The organism is Streptomyces sp. NBC_00568 (genome assembly GCF_026341855.1).
Lineage (GTDB): Bacteria > Actinomycetota > Actinomycetes > Streptomycetales > Streptomycetaceae > Streptomyces.
Genome location: NZ_JAPENW010000001.1, coordinates 7,107,669 through 7,128,577, shown reverse-complemented (window position 1 = coordinate 7,128,577; position 20,909 = coordinate 7,107,669). Strand labels below are relative to the sequence as shown.

At 70.7% G+C, this 20,909-nt stretch carries 20 protein-coding genes and 1 pseudogene; 12 read left to right on the top strand and 9 right to left on the bottom strand.

The window, feature by feature from the left end; all coding sequences use genetic code 11:
* Window positions 1-370: 370 nt before the first annotated feature.
* Window positions 371-1,036 (top strand): ScbR family autoregulator-binding transcription factor, encoded by a 666-nt coding sequence (locus OOK38_RS31010; protein WP_266766307.1) that lies wholly within the window; start codon window positions 371-373, stop codon window positions 1,034-1,036.
* 1,076 nt (window positions 1,037-2,112) lie between these two features.
* On the opposite strand, the gene OOK38_RS31005 is transcribed toward OOK38_RS31010, so the two are convergent.
* Entirely contained in the window at window positions 2,113-4,095 is a 1,983-nt protein-coding gene (locus OOK38_RS31005) for an FAD-dependent monooxygenase (RefSeq protein ID WP_266849396.1), read from the bottom strand.
* Between the two features lie 765 nt (window positions 4,096-4,860).
* Window positions 4,861-5,127, bottom strand: coding sequence for an STAS domain-containing protein (locus OOK38_RS31000; protein WP_266765508.1), 267 nt, complete (start codon window positions 5,125-5,127; stop codon window positions 4,861-4,863).
* A gap of 270 nt (window positions 5,128-5,397) precedes the next feature.
* Between OOK38_RS31000 and OOK38_RS30995 the strand changes: the two genes are divergently transcribed.
* Window positions 5,398-5,721, top strand: a complete 324-nt coding sequence (locus tag OOK38_RS30995) for a hypothetical protein (protein ID WP_266849071.1) — start codon at window positions 5,398-5,400, stop codon at window positions 5,719-5,721.
* 6 nt (window positions 5,722-5,727) lie between these two features.
* Here OOK38_RS30995 and OOK38_RS30990 read toward each other — a convergent pair whose 3' ends face one another.
* Window positions 5,728-6,606, bottom strand: a complete 879-nt coding sequence (locus tag OOK38_RS30990; RefSeq protein ID WP_266849069.1) for a universal stress protein — start codon at window positions 6,604-6,606, stop codon at window positions 5,728-5,730.
* 599 nt (window positions 6,607-7,205) lie between these two features.
* Between OOK38_RS30990 and OOK38_RS30985 the strand changes: the two genes are divergently transcribed.
* From OOK38_RS30985 to OOK38_RS30960, 6 genes are all read left to right on the top strand, one after another.
* Window positions 7,206-7,469 carry an SHOCT domain-containing protein gene (locus tag OOK38_RS30985; protein ID WP_266849068.1) on the top strand — a complete coding sequence of 88 codons (264 nt, stop codon included), beginning with the start codon at window positions 7,206-7,208 and terminating at the stop codon, window positions 7,467-7,469.
* A gap of 177 nt (window positions 7,470-7,646) precedes the next feature.
* Window positions 7,647-8,636, top strand: a complete 990-nt coding sequence (locus OOK38_RS30980; protein ID WP_266849066.1) for a nitroreductase — start codon at window positions 7,647-7,649, stop codon at window positions 8,634-8,636.
* Window positions 8,637-8,664: 28 nt separating this feature from the next.
* Entirely contained in the window at window positions 8,665-9,117 is a 453-nt protein-coding gene (locus tag OOK38_RS30975; RefSeq protein WP_266849064.1) for a CBS domain-containing protein, read from the top strand.
* A complete protein-coding gene (locus tag OOK38_RS30970; protein ID WP_323178837.1) occupies window positions 9,114-9,650 on the top strand; it encodes a cation-transporting P-type ATPase in 537 nt (178 codons plus the stop codon). The genes OOK38_RS30975 and OOK38_RS30970 overlap by 4 nt, the downstream gene beginning before the upstream one ends.
* Window positions 9,542-10,093, top strand: coding sequence for an NAD-binding protein (locus tag OOK38_RS30965; RefSeq protein WP_266849395.1), 552 nt, complete (start codon window positions 9,542-9,544; stop codon window positions 10,091-10,093). Before OOK38_RS30970 ends, OOK38_RS30965 begins: the two co-directional genes overlap by 109 nt.
* Window positions 10,090-10,746, top strand: coding sequence for a TrkA family potassium uptake protein (locus OOK38_RS30960; protein WP_266849062.1), 657 nt, complete (start codon window positions 10,090-10,092; stop codon window positions 10,744-10,746). The genes OOK38_RS30965 and OOK38_RS30960 overlap by 4 nt, the downstream gene beginning before the upstream one ends.
* A 30-nt stretch (window positions 10,747-10,776) precedes the next feature.
* Here OOK38_RS30960 and OOK38_RS30955 read toward each other — a convergent pair whose 3' ends face one another.
* Window positions 10,777-11,220, bottom strand: a complete 444-nt coding sequence (locus OOK38_RS30955) for a universal stress protein (RefSeq protein WP_266849060.1) — start codon at window positions 11,218-11,220, stop codon at window positions 10,777-10,779.
* A 358-nt stretch (window positions 11,221-11,578) separates the two neighbouring features.
* Here OOK38_RS30955 and OOK38_RS30950 point away from each other — a divergent pair, with 358 nt between their 5' ends.
* Window positions 11,579-11,788, top strand: a complete 210-nt coding sequence (locus tag OOK38_RS30950) for a hypothetical protein (protein ID WP_266849059.1) — start codon at window positions 11,579-11,581, stop codon at window positions 11,786-11,788.
* 121 nt (window positions 11,789-11,909) lie between these two features.
* Here OOK38_RS30950 and OOK38_RS30945 read toward each other — a convergent pair whose 3' ends face one another.
* The 5 genes from OOK38_RS30945 to OOK38_RS30925 form a co-directional block, all read right to left on the bottom strand.
* Window positions 11,910-12,389, bottom strand: a complete 480-nt coding sequence (locus tag OOK38_RS30945; protein ID WP_266849057.1) for a hydrogenase maturation protease — start codon at window positions 12,387-12,389, stop codon at window positions 11,910-11,912.
* Complete coding sequence (locus OOK38_RS30940) at window positions 12,386-13,729, bottom strand: Ni/Fe hydrogenase subunit alpha (RefSeq protein WP_266849056.1); 1,344 nt, start codon at window positions 13,727-13,729, stop codon at window positions 12,386-12,388. Before OOK38_RS30940 ends, OOK38_RS30945 begins: the two co-directional genes overlap by 4 nt.
* Window positions 13,726-14,604 (bottom strand): oxidoreductase, encoded by an 879-nt coding sequence (locus tag OOK38_RS30935; RefSeq protein WP_266849054.1) that lies wholly within the window; start codon window positions 14,602-14,604, stop codon window positions 13,726-13,728. Before OOK38_RS30935 ends, OOK38_RS30940 begins: the two co-directional genes overlap by 4 nt.
* Window position 14,605: 1 nt before the next feature.
* Window positions 14,606-15,424: an FAD/NAD(P)-binding protein gene (locus tag OOK38_RS30930; protein ID WP_266849052.1), complete on the bottom strand. Its 819-nt coding sequence runs from the start codon at window positions 15,422-15,424 to the stop codon at window positions 14,606-14,608.
* 61 nt (window positions 15,425-15,485) lie between these two features.
* A complete protein-coding gene (locus OOK38_RS30925) occupies window positions 15,486-16,670 on the bottom strand; it encodes a 4Fe-4S dicluster domain-containing protein (protein WP_266849050.1) in 1,185 nt (394 codons plus the stop codon).
* Between the two features lie 289 nt (window positions 16,671-16,959).
* Between OOK38_RS30925 and acsA the strand changes: the two genes are divergently transcribed.
* From acsA to OOK38_RS30910, 3 genes and pseudogenes are all read left to right on the top strand, one after another.
* Window positions 16,960-18,807: an acetate--CoA ligase gene (gene acsA, locus OOK38_RS30920; RefSeq protein ID WP_266849048.1), complete on the top strand. Its 1,848-nt coding sequence runs from the start codon at window positions 16,960-16,962 to the stop codon at window positions 18,805-18,807.
* Window positions 18,804-19,830 (top strand): annotated as a pseudogene (gene pdhA, locus OOK38_RS30915) (pyruvate dehydrogenase (acetyl-transferring) E1 component subunit alpha). Before acsA ends, pdhA begins: the two are co-directional and overlap by 4 nt.
* On the top strand, window positions 19,827-20,909 hold the full coding sequence (locus OOK38_RS30910; protein WP_266849046.1) for an alpha-ketoacid dehydrogenase subunit beta: 1,083 nt from the start codon (window positions 19,827-19,829) through the stop codon (window positions 20,907-20,909). The pseudogene pdhA and the gene OOK38_RS30910 overlap by 4 nt, the downstream one beginning before the upstream one ends.

Genomic DNA, 20,909 nt, shown 5'->3' with positions numbered 1-20,909 from the left:
CCCGGGGACCCGCCCTCACCCGGACCGGGCGGCCCACCCCCGGACGGGCGATCCGGGCACCGCCCCCGCGAGCGGCATCCCCGCCGCCGGATACGCCGCCCCGCCCCGGCCCACCGCCGCTCCGGCCCGAAAGCGCACCGAACCGGCCTGGTCCGACCCCGTCCCGCCCCGGTTTCGCCCCGGCCCGTCCTGGTTTCACCACGGACCGGGACAGCTCTCCCGGACATCCGGCACGCCGGCGTCCCCCGCAATCCACCAGGACAGGAGGCCCCGCACCCCACAACCTGTAATATACAAACTGGACGGTTTCTTTTGCCGGGTCGGCGGACCGGGCATATGCCCAGCAGGAACAGCACGGAAGGAGGCCGACATGGCCATGCAGGACCGGGCGATCCGCACCCGGCAGTCGATCCTCTCGGCGGCTGCCGGCGTCTTCGAGGAACGCGGCTACCAGGCCGCCACCATCAGCGAGATCCTCACCGCGGCCGAAGTCACCAAGGGCGCACTGTATTTCCACTTCCCCTCCAAGGAACACCTCGCCCAGGGCGTCCTGTCCCAGCAGGACGGCCAGACCTCCATCCCCCGCGCCTGCAAAGTCCAGGAACTCGTCGACATGGGCATGCTCCACGCCTACCGCCTCCAGACCGACCCCATGGTCCGCGCCGGAGTCCGCCTCGCCCTGGACCAGCAGGCCCAGGGACTGGACCGCAGCGGCCCCTTCGCCCGCTGGAGCCAGTCCATCCGCGACACCCTCACCGCCGCCCAGCAACAAGGCGAACTCCTCCCCCACGTCCAGCCCCACACCACCGCCGACGTCATGGTCGGCGCCTTCGCCGGCGTCCAGGCCATGTCCCAAGCCGTCTGCGACTACCAAGACCTCCAACGCCGCATCTCCGACCTCCTGCGCCACCTCCTGCCCTCCGTCGTCCACTCCTCCGTCCTCGCCTCCGTCGACCTCGCCGACGGCAGAGGCGAAAAAGTCTTCGACGAACTCCAGCAACACCACCACGACACCCCCCAACCCACCACCAACTGACCACCCCGACCACACACCCCGGCCCCGCACCCCCGCCCCGCAGACACCCCCACCGGCAACAAACTCCACCGCCACCGCAGACACCACCACCGGCAGGAACACCACCACCGGCCACGCCGAAGCCGGTGACGCAAACGGCGCCCCAAGCACCGGCAGCACCCAAAACATCACCCCCCGGAAGCCGACGACACGCACCGAGGCCACGACCCACCCCGAGGCGGTGACACCCCGGAGGCGGGGCCCAGAGGCGGTGACACCCCCCAGAGGCGAGGGCCCCCGGAGGCGGAGGCACCACCCCCGACGGCGAGGGCCCCGGAAGCAGCGACACCCCGGCGGCGGGGCTCCAGATACGGTGCGGTGACACCCCGAGGCGAGGGCCCCCCAAAGCGGTGGCACCCCGGAGGTGAGGGCCCCCGGAGGCGGTGACACCCCTAGACGAGGGCGACACCCCGGAAGCGGTGACACACCCGAAGGCGGGGGAAGCCTTCGGCGAACCACAGGAACAACACCCCCGCCAGCCCCCGCAGGCGCACCATGAACCAACCGCCGCCACCACCGCCCAGGCCACAGCAAACCGCCCCACAGCCCCCGGCCCTTCGGCAGCGGCAGCAAACACACCCCCGGTCACGCAGACCGACCGGCACCCCCACCAGTACCGACCGCACCACCCCGGGGCACCACCACCAGCCCCGGCACCGGCCCCGGCACCGGCACCGGCACCGGCACCGGGGCAGCCTTCGGCGAACCGAAGGAACAACACCCCCCGACCGCCCCCGCACCCGCCGCCGCAGAGACCGGCCGCCACCACCGCCGGGGCCGTGAGAGGCCCTTCGGCGAACCGCAGGAACAACACCCGCGCCAGACCCCGCAGACCGCCACGGACCAGGCCGGCGGACCAGGCCGGCACCACCACAGACACCGCCCCCCGGCACCACCGCAGATACCCCCCGGCGCCACCGCGGATGCCACCCCCGCTGCCGACGCAGATGCCGGCAACTCCGGCGTCTGCTCCGGCGTCTGCTCCGGCGTCTGCTCCGGCAGGGCCGCCACCACCAGCGGAGGCGGCGGGAAAGCCTTCAGCGGACCGCGGGAACAGTCCCCGAAGACCACCGCGACCCCACCGGCCCCGCCACCGGGCCCGCCGCCTGCCCTGCCACCGGGCCTGCCGCCTGCCCTGCCACCGGGCCCGCCGCCTGCCCTGCCGCCGGGCCTGCCGCCGGTGGCGGGACGGTGGCCGCGCGGCCGGGACCGAGCAGCGCCGTCAGCGCCGCATCCAGCCCCCGACCCCCGTCGGACGCCCAGGCGATGTACCCGTCCGGCCGCACCAGCAACGCCTCACAGTCCACCCCCGGTACCGACGCCACCCGCACCACCCGCACCACCCCCGACCACCCGCCCACCTGCTCCGCGAAACCAGCGCCCTCCTTCCCGGCCTTCCCGGCCAGCAGCAGCACCGGCCCCGCCCCGCCCCGCAGCAGACCGATCACATCCGTCACCCCGCGCCCGGTCCGCAGCACACCATTACGCAGAAACCTTCCCTCACACGGCGACGAAGACCCCTCGGCCACCGGCAGCACCGTGTCCTGCGCACTGACCATCTCCCCCAGACCCCCCGCCCCGCCATCACGCATCAGCCCACCAACCAGCTCACGCAACGGATCCAGCTCCGCCCCCGGCCGCATCAACGCCAACTGCGCCCGCGTGTTGTCCACCACCCGCAGCGCCGCCGCCCGCCGCTCCACGTCATAGGAATCCAGCAACCCCTCCCCCGCCCCGCCCCGCACACACAACGCCAGCTTCCACCCCAGATTCACCGCATCCAAAAGCCCCGTACTCAACCCCTGCCCCCCCACCGGGAAATGCACATGCGCCGCATCCCCCGCCAGCAGCACCCGCCCCCGCCTGAACGACCCCGCCACCCGGGAGAAATCACTGAACCGCGACAACCACCGCCCCTCCCCCAGCACCACATCCCGCCCCACGATCCACGACACCTCCCGCCCCAACTCCCCCAACGACACCGGCCGCCCCCGCACCCCCTCCGCCTCCCCACCCGAACAATTCAACGTCCGCACATGCACCCCGCCATCCCCCGCACCCTTCACCACCACCCACCCCCGCCGCGTCCGATGCCACCCCTCCACCAGATCCCCCACCCGAACCGGCCGCACCCACCCCATCAACGCCCGCACCGACGCCGGCCACGACCGGCACCCGAACCCCCCCAACTCCCGCACCACACCCCGCCCACCATCCGCCCCCACCACAAACGAAGCCCGCCAACTCACCCACCCCAACGGCCCACACCCCACCACCCGCACACCATCCCCCTCCACCACCACATCCGTCACCGACACCCCCCGCACCACCCGAGCACCAGCCAACCGCGCCCGCCGCTCAAACCCCACCTCCAACTCCGCCTGCACACACCGCACCACCGGCACCGGCTCCCCCACCGGAGCCGAAATCACCAACCCCCCCAACCCCCCAAAATGAAACACCGACGACACCCCGCACCCAACCCCGGTCTCAACCGAAGCCCCAACCCCAACCGAAGCCCCGGCCAAAGCCCCAACCCCAACCGAAGCCGGAGCCGAAGCCCCGACCGAAGCCGAAACCCCACCCGACGACACCCCAGCCGACGCCACCCCCACACCCGACGCCGCCGCGCCAACACCCGCCGGCACCCCAGCCGACGTCACCCCCACACCCGACGCCGCTACCGCGCCAACACCCGCCAGCCGCCCGGCCCCCGCCACCCCACCCACCGGCACTCCGGCCACAGGCAACCGCCCCGCAGACGCACCGGCCCCAGACATCCACCCCACAGACGCACCGTCCGCAGGCATACCGGCCGCCGGCGTCCCCCACTCCACCGGCACCACATCACCCCCATAACCACGCCGCACCAGACACTGCACCGACCGCGCATGCAACACCGTCGCCTTCGGCCGCACCTCCACCGACTCCCGCACCTCCACCACCAACACCCCCACCCCCAACCCCGCCAACTCCGCCGCCAGACACAACCCCACCGGCCCCCCACCCACCACCAACACATCCACATCCACATCCGCACACGCCCGACCCACCACACCAACCCCCAACCACCGACACCAACACCGACCCAGCCACACCAGCACCCAGCCACCAGCACCCGACCACCACACCAGCCACCAGCACACAACAGCCACCACAGCCACCGATCACCCAGCCACCAGCACCCGGCAGCAGCACACCGCCAACAGCCCACCACCGGCACCAGCCGCCACAACACCAGCCACCAGCACCCGGCCAAACCACCAACGGCCCATGACCACCAGCCACCGGCACCCGCCACCCGGCGGCAGCCGTCACCGCCCCGCACCCATCCCCCTAAACAAAACCGGGTGGACGGTTCTTTATAAACCCGGCCCCCACCCCACCACAACAACCCGCACACACCAACACCCCACAAAAGACCAACCACCCAACCCCACCCACACCACCCGACACACCGGCCCCACCCAGCCCCCAGCACCCACCCCCGCACCGGCCCGACACCGGCACCCCCCCCACTGGCATCACGACACCGCCTCCGTGCCGTAGGCGTTCCCGTCGGCACGGCCGCCAGCGGGCTGCTGCTGCAGTACTGCCTCGACAAACGGGCGATCCGGCAGGGTCCGCTCGCACCACGCGGGGTGACCGTCGGGCGTACACCGCAGGCGTCAGGCGCAGGCCGGGAATCCGCATGGAACACACGAAGAGCAGCCACTCCGTGTCGTCCTACCTGCCGTCGGCTACGCCCCCGCGGACATGCGACTGTCGGTGCTCGACGCCCTAGCTCACGACAGGAGGGCCCTGGAGAGCGTGGGGTAGCACGGGATGACCGTGTCGAGGCCGACGATCTCGACGACGCGCCGCGCAGGTGCCCTCAGCGACGCCATCCGGATCCAGCCGCCGGCCGACGCGGCATCGCGCCTTGCGGCAGCGAGGACGCTGATGCCGCTCGAGTCCATGAAAATGACGCCACTGAAGTCGAGGACCAGCCGGCCCGTCGACCCGTCGGCGCCTATCTCAAGGGCCTGGCGCAGGAAGCCCGACGTTGCCAGCGTCGATCTCGCCGCTCAGGGCCAGGACACGGATGTCCGCGGCAGCTGTCTCTGCGAACGACAGTCGGGCGGCCGCTCGACCGGGTCGTGAATGTCCGCCACGTGCCCTTCAAAAGTCCTCTGCGGTAGGGCCAACACCTTGGACGAGAAGGGAAGCCGAGCAGCTTCCTACGGATACGGCGTCCCCGTGACTGTGCCGCAAGCAACGTTCCGGGCTGGTGTACACGGCGCCTGGAGGGGTAGCCGAGAAGCAGACGAAAGCCGGCACAAATGGACGAAACATCCGGAGATGTCGGCAGTGGACAGCCAGATACCGCCTCGCCGTTGGAGGCCTCGCTCGCCCTGGACAGCGACGGCTCCCGCATCGCCCAGGCCCGCCACCTCGCAGCCGCCTTCCTGACGAAGGTACGAGACGACCACGGCATCCCGGACATGACCGCCACCGTGGAGACCGTCCAGCCCATCGTCAGCGAACTGGTCACCAACGCCCACAAGTACGCCCCCGGACCCGCCCACTTGCACCTGCGGATCACCGGACCCGTCCTACGGATCGAACTCTGGGACAGCCCGATACGAGCTCCTTGGTGCTGGTGAGCGGGGTCAGTCACCGGAGCGGCGAGGCTCGCCGTAGGGGACCACCGCCACGGGGCAGTGCGCGTGGTGCAGCACAGCATGGACGACGCGCCCCAACGGTGTGCCGAGCCTGTGTGTCGGCCGACGGGCACCGACCACAACCAGGTCCACATGAGCGGACGCGTCGACAAGGGCACCGGCCGGGGATTGGGCTCGCACCAGTTCACTGGTCACCGTCAGGTCGGGAAATTCGTCCCGCACAGGTGCTATCAGGCGGGCGACGGAACTCGCCTGCTCCTCGTCGGCCTCCGTGAGGTCGCCGAGCATCGGCACCATGCTCCCGGCGTACTGGTAGTAGGTGTAGGTGCTCAGCACGCGCAGCGAGGCCTTGTGGCGGTACGCGGTCTCCGCCGCGAACCGCATGACGTCGAGGTCACGCTCGTCGCGTACGGCGACCAGCACGACGTCTGTGGTGACGGGACCGGGCGTGCCACGCACCACGACGACGGGAGCGGTCGCGCAAGCGGCGACGCGGAGTCCCACCGAGCCGAGCAGGAGCGCCGAAAACCCTCCGGCTCCACGGGTACCCACCACCGTGAGGCCGTTGTCACCCGCTTCGCCGAGCAACGCCGGGGCAGCGGCGTCGCGGCTGACCAAGGAGGTGACGCGGATCCCAGGGGCCTGGTCGTCCGCTTGCGCGGCCGCACGTTGCACGGTGTCCAGACCTGCGTCGAGCACCCTCTGGACCGCGGAACCGCGGGCCAATTCCGCGCCCCAGGTGTCAAGGCCGGTGGCGCACACGATGTGCAGGGGCACACCCCTGGATGCGGCTTCGACGGCCGCCCAACGCACCGCCAGTGCGGCACCCTCGGAACCGTCCGCCCCCACAACGATCGGTCCGTGCACGGCAACCATGATCCCTCCAAGGTTCGAGGTCATTCCACCCTGACACCGCGTTCGGAGCTCTGGAAGCTGCCGTTCGTCCCGCCCGGTGGGGCCCACCGGCCCTGTGCGATCACGGTCACCGCATGAGGCGTGGGCGGACGAGCCCGCGCCTCCCTTCAGGTCGGGGTAGACCATCGGGTGTGCACTCCCTGGCCTCCTGCCGGTGGAAGACCAGCTCCACCGGAATGCCCTGGCGGACCTTGATCAGGTCGGGAGTGGAGCCACCCCGAACCGCCACCTCCACCGCTGCACCCCGCCCTCCGACCGGGCGGCACCAGCGCGGCGCGGGCTGAAGCGATACCAGCCCAACGCGGTGATCAGGGCGGCCGAGACCCGGGACGACGACGATTTCGAGGGCACCATGGGCTCCTCCCCTCCCCCTGCCGTATCGCCCTTCAGCCTGTACCCGGCTGCCCCCAGGGGCGCAATGGCCTACTGATCTGGACCATTCGGCCCCAGACCGCCGCGCCCAGCAGCGGAACGATGCAGGTGAAGGCATGAAGTCGCTGGGTACCCCTCCGCATCCGGCAACGGAACAAGGTCGAAGTAGGTGAGTAGCGATGATGTTCTGGTACGACCACGACGTGAGCGGCTGGGGCTGGTTCGCGATGTCTGCCGGCATGATCCTTTTCTGGGCGCTGATCATCACAGTTGCCGTGCTGCTCTTCCGCGCCCTCAACCAGCCCCAAGCGCACACCCACGCCCCGGCCACGCCCTCCGCCGAGGACATCCTCCGTGAGCGCCTGGCCCGCGGGGAAATCGACGAGGACGACTACGGGCGCCGTCTGAACGCACTGCACGCCGGGCCTCTCACCAAACCCTGAAACCCGCTTACCGCATTTGGGCTTGTTCATGACCGGCCTCTTTCAGCGGAGAGCTGTGTAGCAACCGGCCCGTGACCGGTCCCGGTGCGGAGGAGGGTCGGCCGGCCCGCCTCGGGGACCAATGACCCCTGGCGGGCCGGGGCTGTGGAACGAGGATTCGCGCGAAGGGAAGTCAGCGTGAACGCAGAACCTCTTGACGTGAACACTGTCGAGGCGCTCGTGGCAGACGCCACCGCTGCGCCCTCGCTGCACAACGCGCAGCCCTGGGCGTTCCGCTACCTGCGGGACATGGGTGTCTTGCGGTTGTACGCCGACCTGGAGCGCACACTGCCGCACACCGATCCGGAGAATCGAGGCCTGTGCATAAGCTGCGGCGCCGCGCTGCTCAATCTGCGCGCAGCCGCCGCGGCGGCTGGGCTGGCGCCGGTCCTCCGGCTGCTACCCGATCCCGCCTTCGCGGAGTTCCTCGCCGAAGTGCATCTGTGCGGCACCGGACCACCCGACGGCACGCTCGCCCGCCTGGCCCCCTCGATCCACCGCCGTCACTCCAGCCGCCTCCCCTTCCACGACGAGGGAATCCCTGTCGCCACGAAGGAAAGTCTGTCCGAGGCCGCCCGCGTCGAAGGTGCGGAGTTGGTGTTCCCCGACCCCTGGCATGTGCTGTCGATCCTTGAGCTGGTGCGGGACGCCGAGGGCCGGGAGGCACTGGACCCGGGAGTGCGCGGTGAAACGGTTCGGTGGACACGTACAGAGCCGTCAGCTGCCACCGGGGCGACAGATGGCATCCCCGGCGAGGCCTTCGGTCCGCGGCAGCGCGGAACCTCGGCCCCTGTACGTGACTTCGCCGTCGGCCGTCCGGTGCCCGGGCGCGGCTGGGCGCTCTTCGAGAAGAACCCGAACATCGCTTTGCTCGGGACGGCCCGTGACGAGCCGGTGGACTGGCTGCGTGCCGGTCAGGCGCTGGAGCGGGTCCTGCTCCGGGCCACCGCGGACGGGCTGGTCGCCTCCGTCACTTCCCAGCCACTGGAGTGGCCGGAAATCCGGTGGGCCGTCCGTGACCCTGTCTCGGCCATGGCGCACGTCCAGATGGTGATCCGGCTCGGCTACGGCCCCGAGGGCGATGCGAGCCCACGGCGGCCGGTGGCCGATCTGCTCGATGTCCTCTGACGTCTCCACATCAGCGAGGAGTAGTCGCATGAAGATCTCGGAGGTGATGACGGCGCCTCCCGTGTGCGTGGCACCTCATGTCCCCCTGGCCGAGGTGGCCGGACAGATGGCCGAGTGCGCCGTCGGATCGGTTCTCGTGGTCGAGGACGGAGTACTGCACGGCATAGTCACGGACCGCGACCTGGCGGTACGCGGTATGGGCGGGAACCTGGACACGAGGGCCCGGGTGGACGCGGTCATGTCGGTACGCGTCATCACGGTCGAAGCCACCGACGACCTCGATGTGGCCTACCGGACGTTCCGTCGCACAGGAGTCCGCCGGCTCCCGGTCCTGGAGGCGGACCGGGTGGTGGGCGTGCTGACGATCGACGACCTGTTTCTCGACGTCTTCCGGAGGCTCACCGACCTGCTCGGCCCGGTCGCCTGGAGCATCCTGCAGGAACCGCCGGAGCAACGTTCACAGGCCGGATCCCCAGGATGATCCCTGAATCGGCCGGGGAGGAGACGGCCGCTCCACTCGAGGACGGCCAGCCCACAAGCGTCACCGCCCTCGCGGCAGCGCCGCTTCTGGATCGGCAGGACGTCGCGTCCTCCCTCTCCTCCCTGTCGGTCCCCGACGTCGTCGCCGTCATGGGCAGTACTTTGCGCGGTCTCTCTCCGGCCGAGGCGGCCGAGCGGCAGACCCTCCACGGCCCGAACGAGCTGCCCGGCGTGAGCCATGGCCATGTGTGGCGTCAGTTGGTCACGCAATTCACCGACCTCTTCGCGGTCGTTCTGCTCGTCGCCTCTGCGATCACCTTCCTCGCCTACCTGCTGGGACAGCCCCGGGATCCCGCCACCCTTCAATTGGCCCTGGCGATCCTCGGAGTTGTGCTCCTGAACGCCGGCATCGGCTTCGCGCAGGAATACTCCGCCGAGCGCACGGCGGAGTCTCTGCAAGCGATGGTGCCGCACACCTGCCGCGTGCTGCGCGACGGGGAACGGTCGCCCACGCGGACGCTCTGGTCGCGGTGACCTTCGGGGACAACAGCAACATCGTCAGCGCGCGGACCGCCAAGGAGATCTACCGGGTCCCGGTCGTCCTCGCCCGCATCCACGATCCCCGACGTGCCGACCTGTGCCGTGAGCTCGGCGTCCCGGCCATCTCCAGTGTCCGCTGGGCCGTCAGCCGCATCCACCAGATACTCCTGCACCGGCACCTCACCGCCGAAGTCACCTTCGGCAACGGCGAGACCCTCCTGATCCGGTCCCAGCTGCCGAGCTACCTCACCGGGCGACGACTGTCCGAATTCGACATCGACGGCGAGATCCGTGTCGTGGAGATCACGCGCGCCGGCCGCTCGATCCTGCCCGCTCACAGTGCCTGTGCCGAGTCAGGTGACCTGGTCACCTTCGCCGTCGCCGCGACCTCGCTCGGCCGGTTGCGCGGTTTCCTCGACAAGGATCTGGGAACGTGAAGGTCCTCATCGGCGGCGCGGGCCGCCTCGGCACACAGATCGCCCAAGTGCTCTCCGCCGCGCACAACGAGGTGATCCTCGTCGAACAGGACGACGACCGCCTGGCCGAGCTTTCGGCCCTGCCGCGCGTGCGCCTGGTGGCCGGGGACGCCTGCGACTCCTCCCTCCTGGAGCACGCCGGAGCGCTCACCTGCGATCTCGTCATCTCCTCCACAGGCAGGGACGAGGACAACCTCGTCATCAGCCTGCTCGCCAAACGGCAGTTCGGAGTGGGGCGGGTGGCCGCACGCGTCAACGACTCCGAGAACGCCTGGCTTTTCGACCAGCAGTGGGGTGTGGACGTGGCCGTACCGGCGGCCACCCCACTGATCTCCCTCATCGAGGAGGCCACCGGTGCCACCGACACGGTGGCACTCCTGCGGCTGAGCAAGGCGGGCGTCGAAGTCATCGAGACCGCGATCACCGAACACTCCCGAGCCGCGGGACACACCCTGAGCGAGATCCCCCTGCCGTCCGGCACGGTCGTCGCCACCGTCGTCCGCGACGGCCGACCCACGGTTCCCGGTCCCGGGGTACGGCTGCAGCCGGGCGACGAACTCCTGCTCGTGTCGCACGAGGCGACCGAGCAGGAGATCCACGCGGCCTTCCAGTAGCCGGGATCCGACAGTGACCCCGGCCTCGGGTCACTTCTTCTCGGTACGAACGATCACGACCGGGCAGGTCGCATGCTGCGACACGTGCTGGCTGACGGACCCGAGCAGGGCGCTCGCGAACCCGCCCCTGCCGCGGCTGCCGACGACCAGAACCTCGGCGCCTTCGGCAGCCCGCAGCAGCACGTCGGCGGTGTTGCCGTGCACCACATGGGTCCGGACCGAGTCGGTCACGTCCGGGCCGAGCACCTCGGCCATTTCGGTCCGCATCCGCTGCCCGGCCTCGTCCTCGTCGACATCCATGTCCACGGCAGGCCCCGACCAGCCCCACAGGCCCTGCAGCTCCCACACCGCAACCGCGTCGACGGCGCCACCGACCAGGCCCGCGTAGCGCACGGCCCAGCGCAGGGCCTCGTACGAGGACGGCGATCCGTCGATACCGACCACCACTCGGCGCTCGGAGACATCCGTGTCCATACGTCTCGCCTCTCGCTGGTATGTGGTTGCCCACATGGCCGGTCCGCCCCTGGTCTCCACGTTGCGCGCCCCCTCGCCGGACCGCCAGCGATACGCATCCGGCGGGATGACGGACGTCGGCGCGCCCCAGCGCTCGCACCGCCTCGTCCGGTCGGGCTCCACGCTCTCCCCCTCGCGGTTCCACCCGGCCGGTCGACGGCGCTCGATGCTCCTGTCGACGGCCCGCCACCCGCCAGAGGCGGTGGCACCGCTGCCGAGCGCGGTCGCCAGAGCCGCCCCCACACCAGCGATCACCGCGAGGTCCTGGCCCTCCGGTGGCTCGGCGATGGCACCATGGTGGCCTGAGGACGGAGCGGCGATGAGTGAACCGACCCGAGTCGACCCGCGAGGCGAACGCGCCCCCCGCGGCACCCCGTCGTCGGCGACCAGGACTGTGCCGCTCCCCGCCGCGTGGACCGTGGATCCCGACCGCCTGCGTTCTCGCGGCACGATCGACGAGCGGATGCTGCTGCCCGACGGCAAGTGGCGGCGCGTCGAAACCATCCGAGTGCCGAACCTCTTCGGCTGAGAACGAGACGGGCAGGGCCGGCTCGTCCGTTGCGTGCCTCGCTCCTGATGGCCGCGAGAGGCGCTCGGCCCACGCCCCACGCCCCACGCCCCACGCCCCACGCCCCATGCCCTTCTGCTCCCTACTGCTCGTGCCTCCGCGCATAGGCCTGTCGTACGGAGGCGGCGGCACGGTCGGTCAGTTCGGGGAGGGCCGACCGCACCGCTTGGCTCAGACGCGTGCCGAGCTTGACGTCGGCCACCTCCACGGCGTGCACCACGAGCCTCGGCGGCAGCAGGTCGAGGGCCTCCGCCAGGGCAAGGCAGTCCCCGAGACCGAAGCCGTGTGTGCTCGCCATGCCCCGTGAGTGGCCGGCCGCCTCCGCCGGTGTCAGGGTGTGCAGCGCGCCCGGCCGGGCGGGCCGGGTGCGCAGGGCTTCCACGATGACCACGGTGTCGGCGCCACGCCATATACCGAGCAGGCGCGCGGGTTCACCGTCGCTGACTGCCAGGACGGTGCCGTCGGGCACACGGCCTCGCAGTGCCTCCACCACCGCCGGACCGATCCCGTCGTCCCCGCGCAGAGGATTGCCCACACCGATCACCACGACCCGCCCGCTCATGTGCGGTCCAGGGTCAGGTCGAGGAAGTGGGCGGCGCAGGAGATGCAAGGATCGTGATTGCGGATGGCTCGCTCGCACAGGTGGGTCAGCTCCTCGTCGTCGGCAGCGGGTCCCTTCCTGTCCAGTCGTGCCTGGACCGCCCTGCGCACGTCCTCCTCGATGGCCGTCTGGTTCTGGGCGGTGGGCGGAATGATGCGGGCCGCAGTGAGCGTGCCGTCCTCGGCAAGGGCATAGCGGTGGTACAGCAGACCCCGTGGTGCCTCGGTGGCCCCCGCGCCGACCGCCTCGCGCGGCGGGACCTGCACGGCCGGCCGGGGAGGCGGCTCGTATCCGTCGATGATCCGCAAGGCTTCCTCGACGGCCTGCACCACTTCCACGGCACGTACGACGATGCTCCGGAAGGGGTTTTCACAGACCGCACCGTCGGCCGGATCACCCAACCCGGCACCCCGTGCCGCCTCGGCCGCCACGGGATGCAGCCACCGGCCGCTGATCGCATAGCGGGGCAGTGGACCGGTCAGGACGCGGCGGCCGTCCAGAGTGGCGGTCAGGGCGGTGGAGTACGGTACCTGTCCTTCCCGGACGTGCTCTTCGAAATCCAGCACCGGGAACTCGCGCAGCGCCGGGCTCTTCTGCGCGGCCATGACAGCGGGCGTCCCCGAATCGATGGCATAGCGGCCAGGGTCGCGCAGTGCGAGCAGATCGTGGTCACACACGGCATCGGGGAAGTCGAACGCCGCCACCCAGCGGACGGTTTCCAGGGCATCCTCACGGGCCCGCCACAGCCGTTCCGCCAGTGGTCGGAGTTCGGCCGGTGCCGGCGTCCGGTAGAAGCCGCCCACCCGGACGTTGACCGGGTGGATGGACCGGCCGCCGAGCTGCTCCAGGATCGCGTTACCGGCCTGCTTGATTCTCAACCCGCGCTCCACGGCGGCACGTTGGTCGCGGGCGAGTCCCACTACGTCCGCGCAGCCGAGAAAGTCCGGCGCGTGCAGCAGATAGATGTGCAGGGCGTGGCTCTCGATCCATTCTCCGCAGTACAGCAGGCGGCGCAGCTCCGAGAGGGAGCCGTCCACCGTGACGCCGCAGGCCTTCTCGATCGCCTGACAGGCACTCATCTGGTACGCGACCGGGCAGATGCCACAGATGCGTGAGGTGATGTCGGGGGGTTCTGTATGGCCCCGGCCGATCAGGAACGCCTCGAAGAACCGCGGTGGTTCGTAGATACGCAGACGTGTCTCGGTGACCGAACCGTCCTGGACGCGCAGGTGGAGTGCCGCTTCGCCCTCCACCCTGGCCAGCGCGTCCAGCCTCAGGACACGGGTTCCGCGATCGTTCATGCGGGCCTCTCCGGACGGGGTTCCGTCCTGGTCCGAGAACTGTCCTGCTCCTCGGCTGCGAGCTCGGGTACGGGGGCGTATTCCGGCGACGCGGCGTTGAAGGTGCGGAAAACACGCTGGATGTCGGACTCGGTCATCCCGTCGCGGCGCAGCTCCGCGATCATGGATCGCAGATTGGGCCGGCTTGTGGGTCCGAAGCAGCCATAGCACCCACGTCCGTAGGCGGGGCAGATGGCGCCGCACCCGGCGTGCGTGACCGGGCCCAGGCAGGGGGTTCCGTGAGCCACGGTGATGCAGGTGGTGCCGCGCCTCTTGCACTCGAAGCAGACACTGTGGCCGGAGATGCCGGGTTTGCGTCCGGCAAGGTGGGCGGTGATGACCTCGAGGAGTTGGCGACGGTCGATGGGGCAGCCGCGCAGTTCGAAGTCGACCGGGACATGGGCCGAGATCGCTGTCGAGTTCTCCAGCGTGGAGATGTATTCGGGGCGGGCGTAGACCGCGGCGAGGAACTCGCCGACGTCGGCGAAGTTGCGCAGTGCCTGGATGCCGCCCGCTGTTGCGCAGGCTCCGATGGTCACCAGGTACCGGGAGACGCGGCGGATGTGCTGGATCCGCTCAGCGTCCTCGGCGGTGGTGACCGACCCTTCGACCAGGGAGAGATCGTACGGCCCCCGGCCGTCGGGTCGCGCGCGCTCCCCTTCGGTGCCTTCGACCGGGGTCATCTCCAGGAAGTGGTCGATCCGCACGCGGTCGGTGAGGGTGAGGAGTTCGTCCTCACAGTCGAGCAGGGTGAGCTGGCAGCCGTCGCAGGAGGCGAACTTCCACACGGCGAGCGTCGGCCGCGTGTCGATGGCCGTTCCCGGATCGCTGGTCATGTCACAACTCCCTCACCTGGAGCAGATGTGCCACGCGGTCGTAGCCGACGACCGGTCCGTCCCGGCACAGCAGGAGCGGGCCGAGCTGGCAGTGACCGCAATGGCCGGTGGCGCAGCGCATGTTGCGCTCCAGGGACAACTGCACGCGGTGCGGCACCAGGCCTCGGACGACCAGGTCGCGGGCGGTGTGCCGCATCATCACCTCAGGCCCGCACACGAGCGCGCAGGTGCGTTCGGGACGCAGTTCGAGGCGGTCGAGGAGCGTGGTCACCACGCCCACGGAACCGTGCCAGCCCGGGTCGTGGCGGTCGACGGTCACTTCCACGTGGGCCGGCCCGCGCCAGCTCTCGATCTCGTCCCGATAGGCCAGGTCGGCGGGGGTACGTGCGCCGAGCAGGATGGCGATCCGGCCGTACGCGTCCGGCCGGCCCAGGACCTCGTGGACGACCGGCCGCAGCGGGGCCAACCCGATGCCGCCCGCGATCACCAGCACGTCGTGCCCGGCAGCCGCTTCCAGGTCCCAGCCTGATCCGTACGGCCCGCTGAGTCCGACGGTGTCGCCCGGGCGCAGTCGGTACAACGCGGTCGAGGCCGCCCCCACCGCACGCACGGTGTGCACGAGACCTCCATGACGGCCGCGCAGACCGCTGGCCGAGATGGGCACCTCCCCGACCCCGAAGGCGTAGATCATCGCGAACTGCCCCGGTGCGAAGGGCGGGAGCTCCCGTCCGGCCGGCACCAGTTCGATCGACCGGGTGTCGGCGGTCTCGGCGCGCGTCTCGGCGACGCGGTACGGCACCGGGGGCACCACGGTGGTCATGGCCGCCCGCTTCCCGGCAGCCGCGCGGCCGGGCCGGAAGCCCGGGAGGCGGGTACCCCGGTCACGGCGCCGCCTCGTTCGACGCCGATGGGCCGGACCGGGTCCAGTCGTGCAGGGCGGCGGCCTCCTCGGTGATGTCGATGCCGACGGGGCACCACACGATGCAGCGACCGCAGCCGACGCAGCCGGACGATCCGAACTGGTCGTACCAGGTGCCGAGTTTGTGGGTCATCCACTGCCGGTAGCGGCTGCGCGAGGAGGCGCGGACCGGCCCGCCGTGCAAGTGGGAGAAGTCGAGGTCGAAGCAGGAGTCCCACACCCGCCACCGCTCCGCGTGGTCGCCGGTGAGGTCGGTGACGTCCTCGGAGGTCGTACAGAAGCAAGTGGGGCACACCATCGTGCAGTTGCCACAGGTCAGGCACCGCCCTGCGACATCGTCCCAGCGAGGCGCGTCGAGCGTTCCGGCCATCAGTTCCCGCAGATCGGCCTCGGGCATGGTCCGTCCCATACGGTCCGCGGCGGCCGTGACGCCCGCGCGGGCAACCTCCCGGGTCTCCGGGTCGGCTGGACGTGCGGGCAGCTCGGCGAGGATCTCCGCGCCTTCACCGCTGCCACTGCGAACCCAGAAGCGGTGCCCGTCCTCATCGGCCACCTCGGTCATCACCAGGTCGTAGCCGGGACCGGAAGCGGGTCCGGTGCCCATCGAGACACAGAAGCACGTGGCGCCGGGCTCCGTGCACTCGACGACGATCAGCAGTGCTCCGGAGCGCCGCCCCTCGTAGACGGGGTCGCGGTACACCCCGCCTGTCATGACCCGGTCCTGGATGGCGATGGCCCGCAGATCACAGGGGCGCACGCCCAGAAAGGCATACCGAGGAGGCGCGGTGTGGTCGGTCGTGAGAACCAACTCACCCTTCAACCGGTCGGCGCTCCACTCCCGCACCCGTGGCGGATGCAGGAACGGCTTCCACGACTGTGGGCCCGCCGCGTTCGCGAAGGCGGCGCCGTCCGCCCGCTCTCGCAGCCGGTACCGTCCGGCATCGAGCTCCACACCCCATCCGTACGGCAGCTCGTCGGCCGAACGCAGCTCCGCCAGCACGATCGCACCGTCCCGCACCGTGGGCCCGACCACGGTGAACCCGCGCCGGAGCAGAACCTCGACGAGCGCGGCCATGCCGTCCTTGCCCATCACCTGGCTGTCCGACTCGGCAGGCGGGGAGGAGTTCATCTCGGCGTCCGCACTCATGACCGATCTCCTTCGGCACCGCGGACGGCGGGCGCGGCTTGCCGTCCTTTGAGGCCTATTACCGCAGCATTTCGGGCAGGACGGTGCGCCGACAGAGCCATATGGGGAAGCACCAGGGGTCCAATGGTCCCTGGTGCTTCCCCACTGCCGACAGCTGTGATCCCGGACCGTTGCCAAGCGGTGGTCGGGCAGCTGGGCCGTCCGGCCGCCCTCAGGGGCCGTTCGACCCAGTGCGAGCGGCGCGGCGTGGACGGATGGTCGAAGGGGGCCCGACGGAAGGAGGGCCGGCATGCGGTGGGAGCCGATTCGAAAGGACACCCTCCCTCGGATCGCCCCCAATCTGGGCGACTACGACAAGGAGCGTGCGGACTTCTCGTGGGCGAAGGCGCGCGCCAGGCTGGAGGGGCTGCCCGACGGTCGGGGACTGAACATCGCGCACGAGGCCGTCGACCGGCACGCCGCATCGGAGCGTGCGACAACGATCGCGCTGCGCTGTGTGGCTCGGGACGACTCCGTGACCTGCGTGACCTACGCGGACCTGGCCCGTTCCACGGCACGGTTCGCCAACGTGCTCCGTACCCTCGGCATCGGTCACGGCGACCGCGTGGCGACCCTGCTGGGGCGGTGCCCCGAGCTGTACACCGTGGTCCTCGGCACGCTGAAGAACACCAGCGTCCTGTGCCCGCTGTTCTCCGCGTTCGGACCGGACCCGGTGGCCCAGCGAGTGACGCTGAGCGACGCGCAGGTACTGGTCACCACGGCGGAGCTGTATCGCAGGAAGGTCGCCGGGCGACGGGGCGCACTGGCCGCGCTGCGCCATGTGCTGATCGTCGGCGAGGGCGCGGACGAACTGCCCGGCGCGGTGTCCCTCACCGCGCTCATGGCCGACGCCGCCGACACCTTCACCATCCCGCCGACCTCGCCCCACGACATGGCCCTGCTGCACTTCACGAGCGGCACGACGGGCATCCCCAAGGGCGCGGTGCACGTGCATGAGGCCGCCGTCGCCCACTACGTCTCCGCGCTGTACGCTCTCGACCTCCATAAGGACGACGTGTTCTGGTGCACCGCGGACCCGGGCTGGGTCACCGGCATGTCCTACGGGATCATCGCACCCCTCATGCACGGCGTGACGGTCGTGGTGGACGAGGGCGACTACGACGCCCGCCGCTGGTACCGAATCCTCGCGGAACAGCGGGTGAGCGTCTGGTACACGGCACCGACGGCCCTGCGGATGCTGATGCGGACGACGCCGAGGACAGGGCCGTACGACCTCCCCCGCTCGTTCGACCTGGGCGCACTGCGGTTCATCGCGTCGGTCGGTGAGCCGCTCAACCCGGAGGCGGTGGTCTGGGGACGGGATGTGCTCGGACTGCCGGTGCACGACAACTGGTGGCAGACGGAGACCGGCGCCATCATGATCGCCAACTTCGCGGCCTGCGACATCCGCCCCGGCTCGATGGGGCGCCCGTTGCCCGGTGTGGAGACGGCGGTCCTCCGGCGCGGCGAGGACGGGCGGGCCGAGGTCACCGACGGGCATGTCACCGTGCTGCAGGAGCCCGGTCTGGAGGGCGAGCTGGCGCTCCGGCCCGGCTGGCCGTCCATGTTCCGCGGCTATCTGCACGACGAGCCCCGCGCCGCGGCGGCCTTCGCGGACGGCTGGTACCTCACGAGCGACCTGGTACGGCGCGACACGGACGGCTGGTACTGGTTCGTCGGGCGCGCCGATGACGTCATCAAGTCGGCGGGGCACCTCATCGGGCCCTTCGAGGTCGAGAGCATCCTGATGGAGCATCCAGCGGTCGCCGAGTCCGGGGTGATCGGCCGGCCTGACCCCATCGCCGGAAACATCGTCAAGGCGTTCGTCACGCTGAGGCCCGGCTTCGACCCGAGCACCACGGTCCGTCAGGAGCTGCTGGCCTTCGCCAGGCGTCGGCTGGGCCCGGCCGTGGCCCCCCGCGAGATCGCCTTCGAACAGCACCTGCCGCACACCCGCAGCGGCAAGGTGATGCGTCGCCTGCTGCGGGCACGTGAACTCGGCCTCCCCGACGGCGACATATCGACCCTGGAGGACTCCTCCCCGGAGGTTTCCTCCCCGGAGGTTTCCTCCCCGGCGAGGACGGAGCAGTCCGCATGAGCGCCACCCGCACCCCGCGCACCCGGCGGCCCGCCTCCCGGCCCAAGCGTGAGGTCGCACACCATCTGGCCCTCCTGGAGTCCATGCTGCGCGTCCGCCGGTTCGAGGAACGCTGCGTGGAGCTGTACAGCGCCGCGCGTATCCGGGGTTTCATGCATCTGTACATCGGTGAGGAAGCCGTCGCCGTCGGCGTCAACGAGGCACTCACGGACGACGACGCGGTGGTGTCGACGTACCGCGAGCACGGACACGCACTCGCCCGTGGCGTTCCGGCCGAGGCGATCATGGCGGAGATGTTCGGCAAGTCCACCGGCTGCAGCGGCGGCCGTGGCGGTTCGATGCACCTGTTCGACGCCGGCCGGCGCTTCTACGGCGGCAACGCGATCGTCGGTGGCGGGCTCCCCCTGGCGGCCGGCCTCGCCCTGGCCGACCACATGACCGGACGCAAGCGGGTCACCTGCTGCTTCTTCGGCGACGGCGCCTTCGCCGAGGGCGAGTTCCACGAGACCGCCAACCTCGCCGCGCTCTGGGGGCTGCCCCCTGCTGCTGGTCTGTGAGAACAACCTGTACGCGATGGGCACCGCCCTGGCCCGCCACCAGGCCCAGACCGACCTCGCGCTGCGTGCCGCCGGATACGGCATGGTCTCCTGGGCCGTCGACGGCATGGACGTCTTCGCCGTCGAGGACGCGGCCCGGCGGGCGGCCGAAGGGGTGCGCGCCGGAAGCGGACCGCACTTCCTGGAGATGCGCACGTTCCGCTTCCGCGCCCACTCCATGTACGACTCCGACCGATACCGGGACAAGGCCGAGATCGAGCACTGGAAGGAGCGCGACCCGGTCGAGGGGCTCGCCCGGCGGATGCGGGAGGCGAAGGAACTGTCCGACAAAGCCCGCACCCTCCTGGAAGACCGTCTGGCCGCCGAGATCGACGGCGCCGTCGAGGCCGCCGAGCAGGCCCCCGAAGAGCCCGTCGAGGATCTGCTGAAGTACGTCACCAGCCCGGTGGAGGCGAGCCGGTCATGACCGCGACCCACACCCGTACCCCCAAGCGCGCCACGGCGCCGTCCGACCGGAAGACGACCTATCGGGAGGCGATGCGTGCGGCCCTCGGCGAGGCCCTGCGCGCCGACGAGCGAGTGTTCCTGATGGGTGAGGACGTCGGCCGGTACGGCGGCTGCTCCGGCGTCAGCCTCGGCCTGCTGGAGGAGTTCGGACCCGAACGGATCCGCGACGCCCCGTTGTCGGAGTCCGCGTTCGTCGGCGCCGGCATCGGCGCCGCACTGGCGGGCATGCGTCCCATCGTCGAGATCATGACGGTCAACTTCAGCCTGCTGGCCCTGGACCAGATCCTCAACAATGCGGCGACCCTGCTGCACATGTCGGGCGGCCAACTGCCCGTACCGATCGTGATCCGCATGACCACAGGTGCTGGGCGGCAGCTCGCGGCCCAGCACTCGCACAGTCTGGAAGGCTGGTACGCGCACATTCCCGGCCTGCGGGTCCTGGCCCCGGCGACCCTCACCGACGCCCGGTACATGCTGGCCCCCGCGCTCGCCGACCCCGACCCCGTCCTGATATTCGAGCACGGGAGCCTGTACAACGTGTCCGGTGACCTTCCCGCCGACGCGGGGCCGGTTGACATCGACCACGCGGCGGTCCGCCGAGCCGGGACGGACGTCTCCCTGATCACCTACGGTGGTTCGCTGCCCAAGGCGCTGGCCGCCGCCGACGACCTCGAGAGCGGCGGTGTCAGCGCGGAGGTCATCGACCTGTGCACCCTGCGCCCGCTGGACGACACCACCATCGGCGACTCGGTCGCACATACGCACCGCGCCGTCGTCATCGACGAGGGCTGGCGGACCGGCAGCCTCGCCGCGGAGATCTCCGCACGCCTCACCGAACAGCACTTCTACGACCTCGACGCCCCCGTCGAGCGGGTGTGCAGCGCCGAAGTTCCGATCCCTTACGCGCGCAGACTGGAGGAGGCCGCGCTGCCGCAGGTCGACGGGATCGTCACGGCCGCCCGCCGCGCGGTCGGTGACCCCGTGCCGACCGGAGCCGACGAGCCTGCACGGCAGCCGGTCACCGGAAGGTCGGACTGA

Coding starts and splice junctions, on each gene's coding strand:
- OOK38_RS30955 (WP_266849060.1), bottom strand. CDS start 11,220: ATGGACACGGATGTCTCCGAGCGCCGAGTGGTGGTCGGTATCGACGGA.
- acsA (WP_266849048.1), top strand. CDS start 16,960: ATGCGGTGGGAGCCGATTCGAAAGGACACCCTCCCTCGGATCGCCCCC.
- OOK38_RS31010 (WP_266766307.1), top strand. CDS start 371: ATGGCCATGCAGGACCGGGCGATCCGCACCCGGCAGTCGATCCTCTCG.
- OOK38_RS30935 (WP_266849054.1), bottom strand. CDS start 14,604: ATGACCAGCGATCCGGGAACGGCCATCGACACGCGGCCGACGCTCGCC.
- OOK38_RS30970 (WP_323178837.1), top strand. CDS start 9,114: ATGATCCCTGAATCGGCCGGGGAGGAGACGGCCGCTCCACTCGAGGAC.
- OOK38_RS30975 (WP_266849064.1), top strand. CDS start 8,665: ATGAAGATCTCGGAGGTGATGACGGCGCCTCCCGTGTGCGTGGCACCT.
- OOK38_RS30985 (WP_266849068.1), top strand. CDS start 7,206: ATGATGTTCTGGTACGACCACGACGTGAGCGGCTGGGGCTGGTTCGCG.
- OOK38_RS30950 (WP_266849059.1), top strand. CDS start 11,579: ATGAGTGAACCGACCCGAGTCGACCCGCGAGGCGAACGCGCCCCCCGC.
- OOK38_RS30945 (WP_266849057.1), bottom strand. CDS start 12,389: ATGAGCGGGCGGGTCGTGGTGATCGGTGTGGGCAATCCTCTGCGCGGG.
- OOK38_RS30925 (WP_266849050.1), bottom strand. CDS start 16,670: ATGAGTGCGGACGCCGAGATGAACTCCTCCCCGCCTGCCGAGTCGGAC.
- OOK38_RS30930 (WP_266849052.1), bottom strand. CDS start 15,424: ATGACCACCGTGGTGCCCCCGGTGCCGTACCGCGTCGCCGAGACGCGC.
- OOK38_RS30940 (WP_266849056.1), bottom strand. CDS start 13,729: ATGAACGATCGCGGAACCCGTGTCCTGAGGCTGGACGCGCTGGCCAGG.
- OOK38_RS30910 (WP_266849046.1), top strand. CDS start 19,827: ATGACCGCGACCCACACCCGTACCCCCAAGCGCGCCACGGCGCCGTCC.
- OOK38_RS30995 (WP_266849071.1), top strand. CDS start 5,398: ATGGACGAAACATCCGGAGATGTCGGCAGTGGACAGCCAGATACCGCC.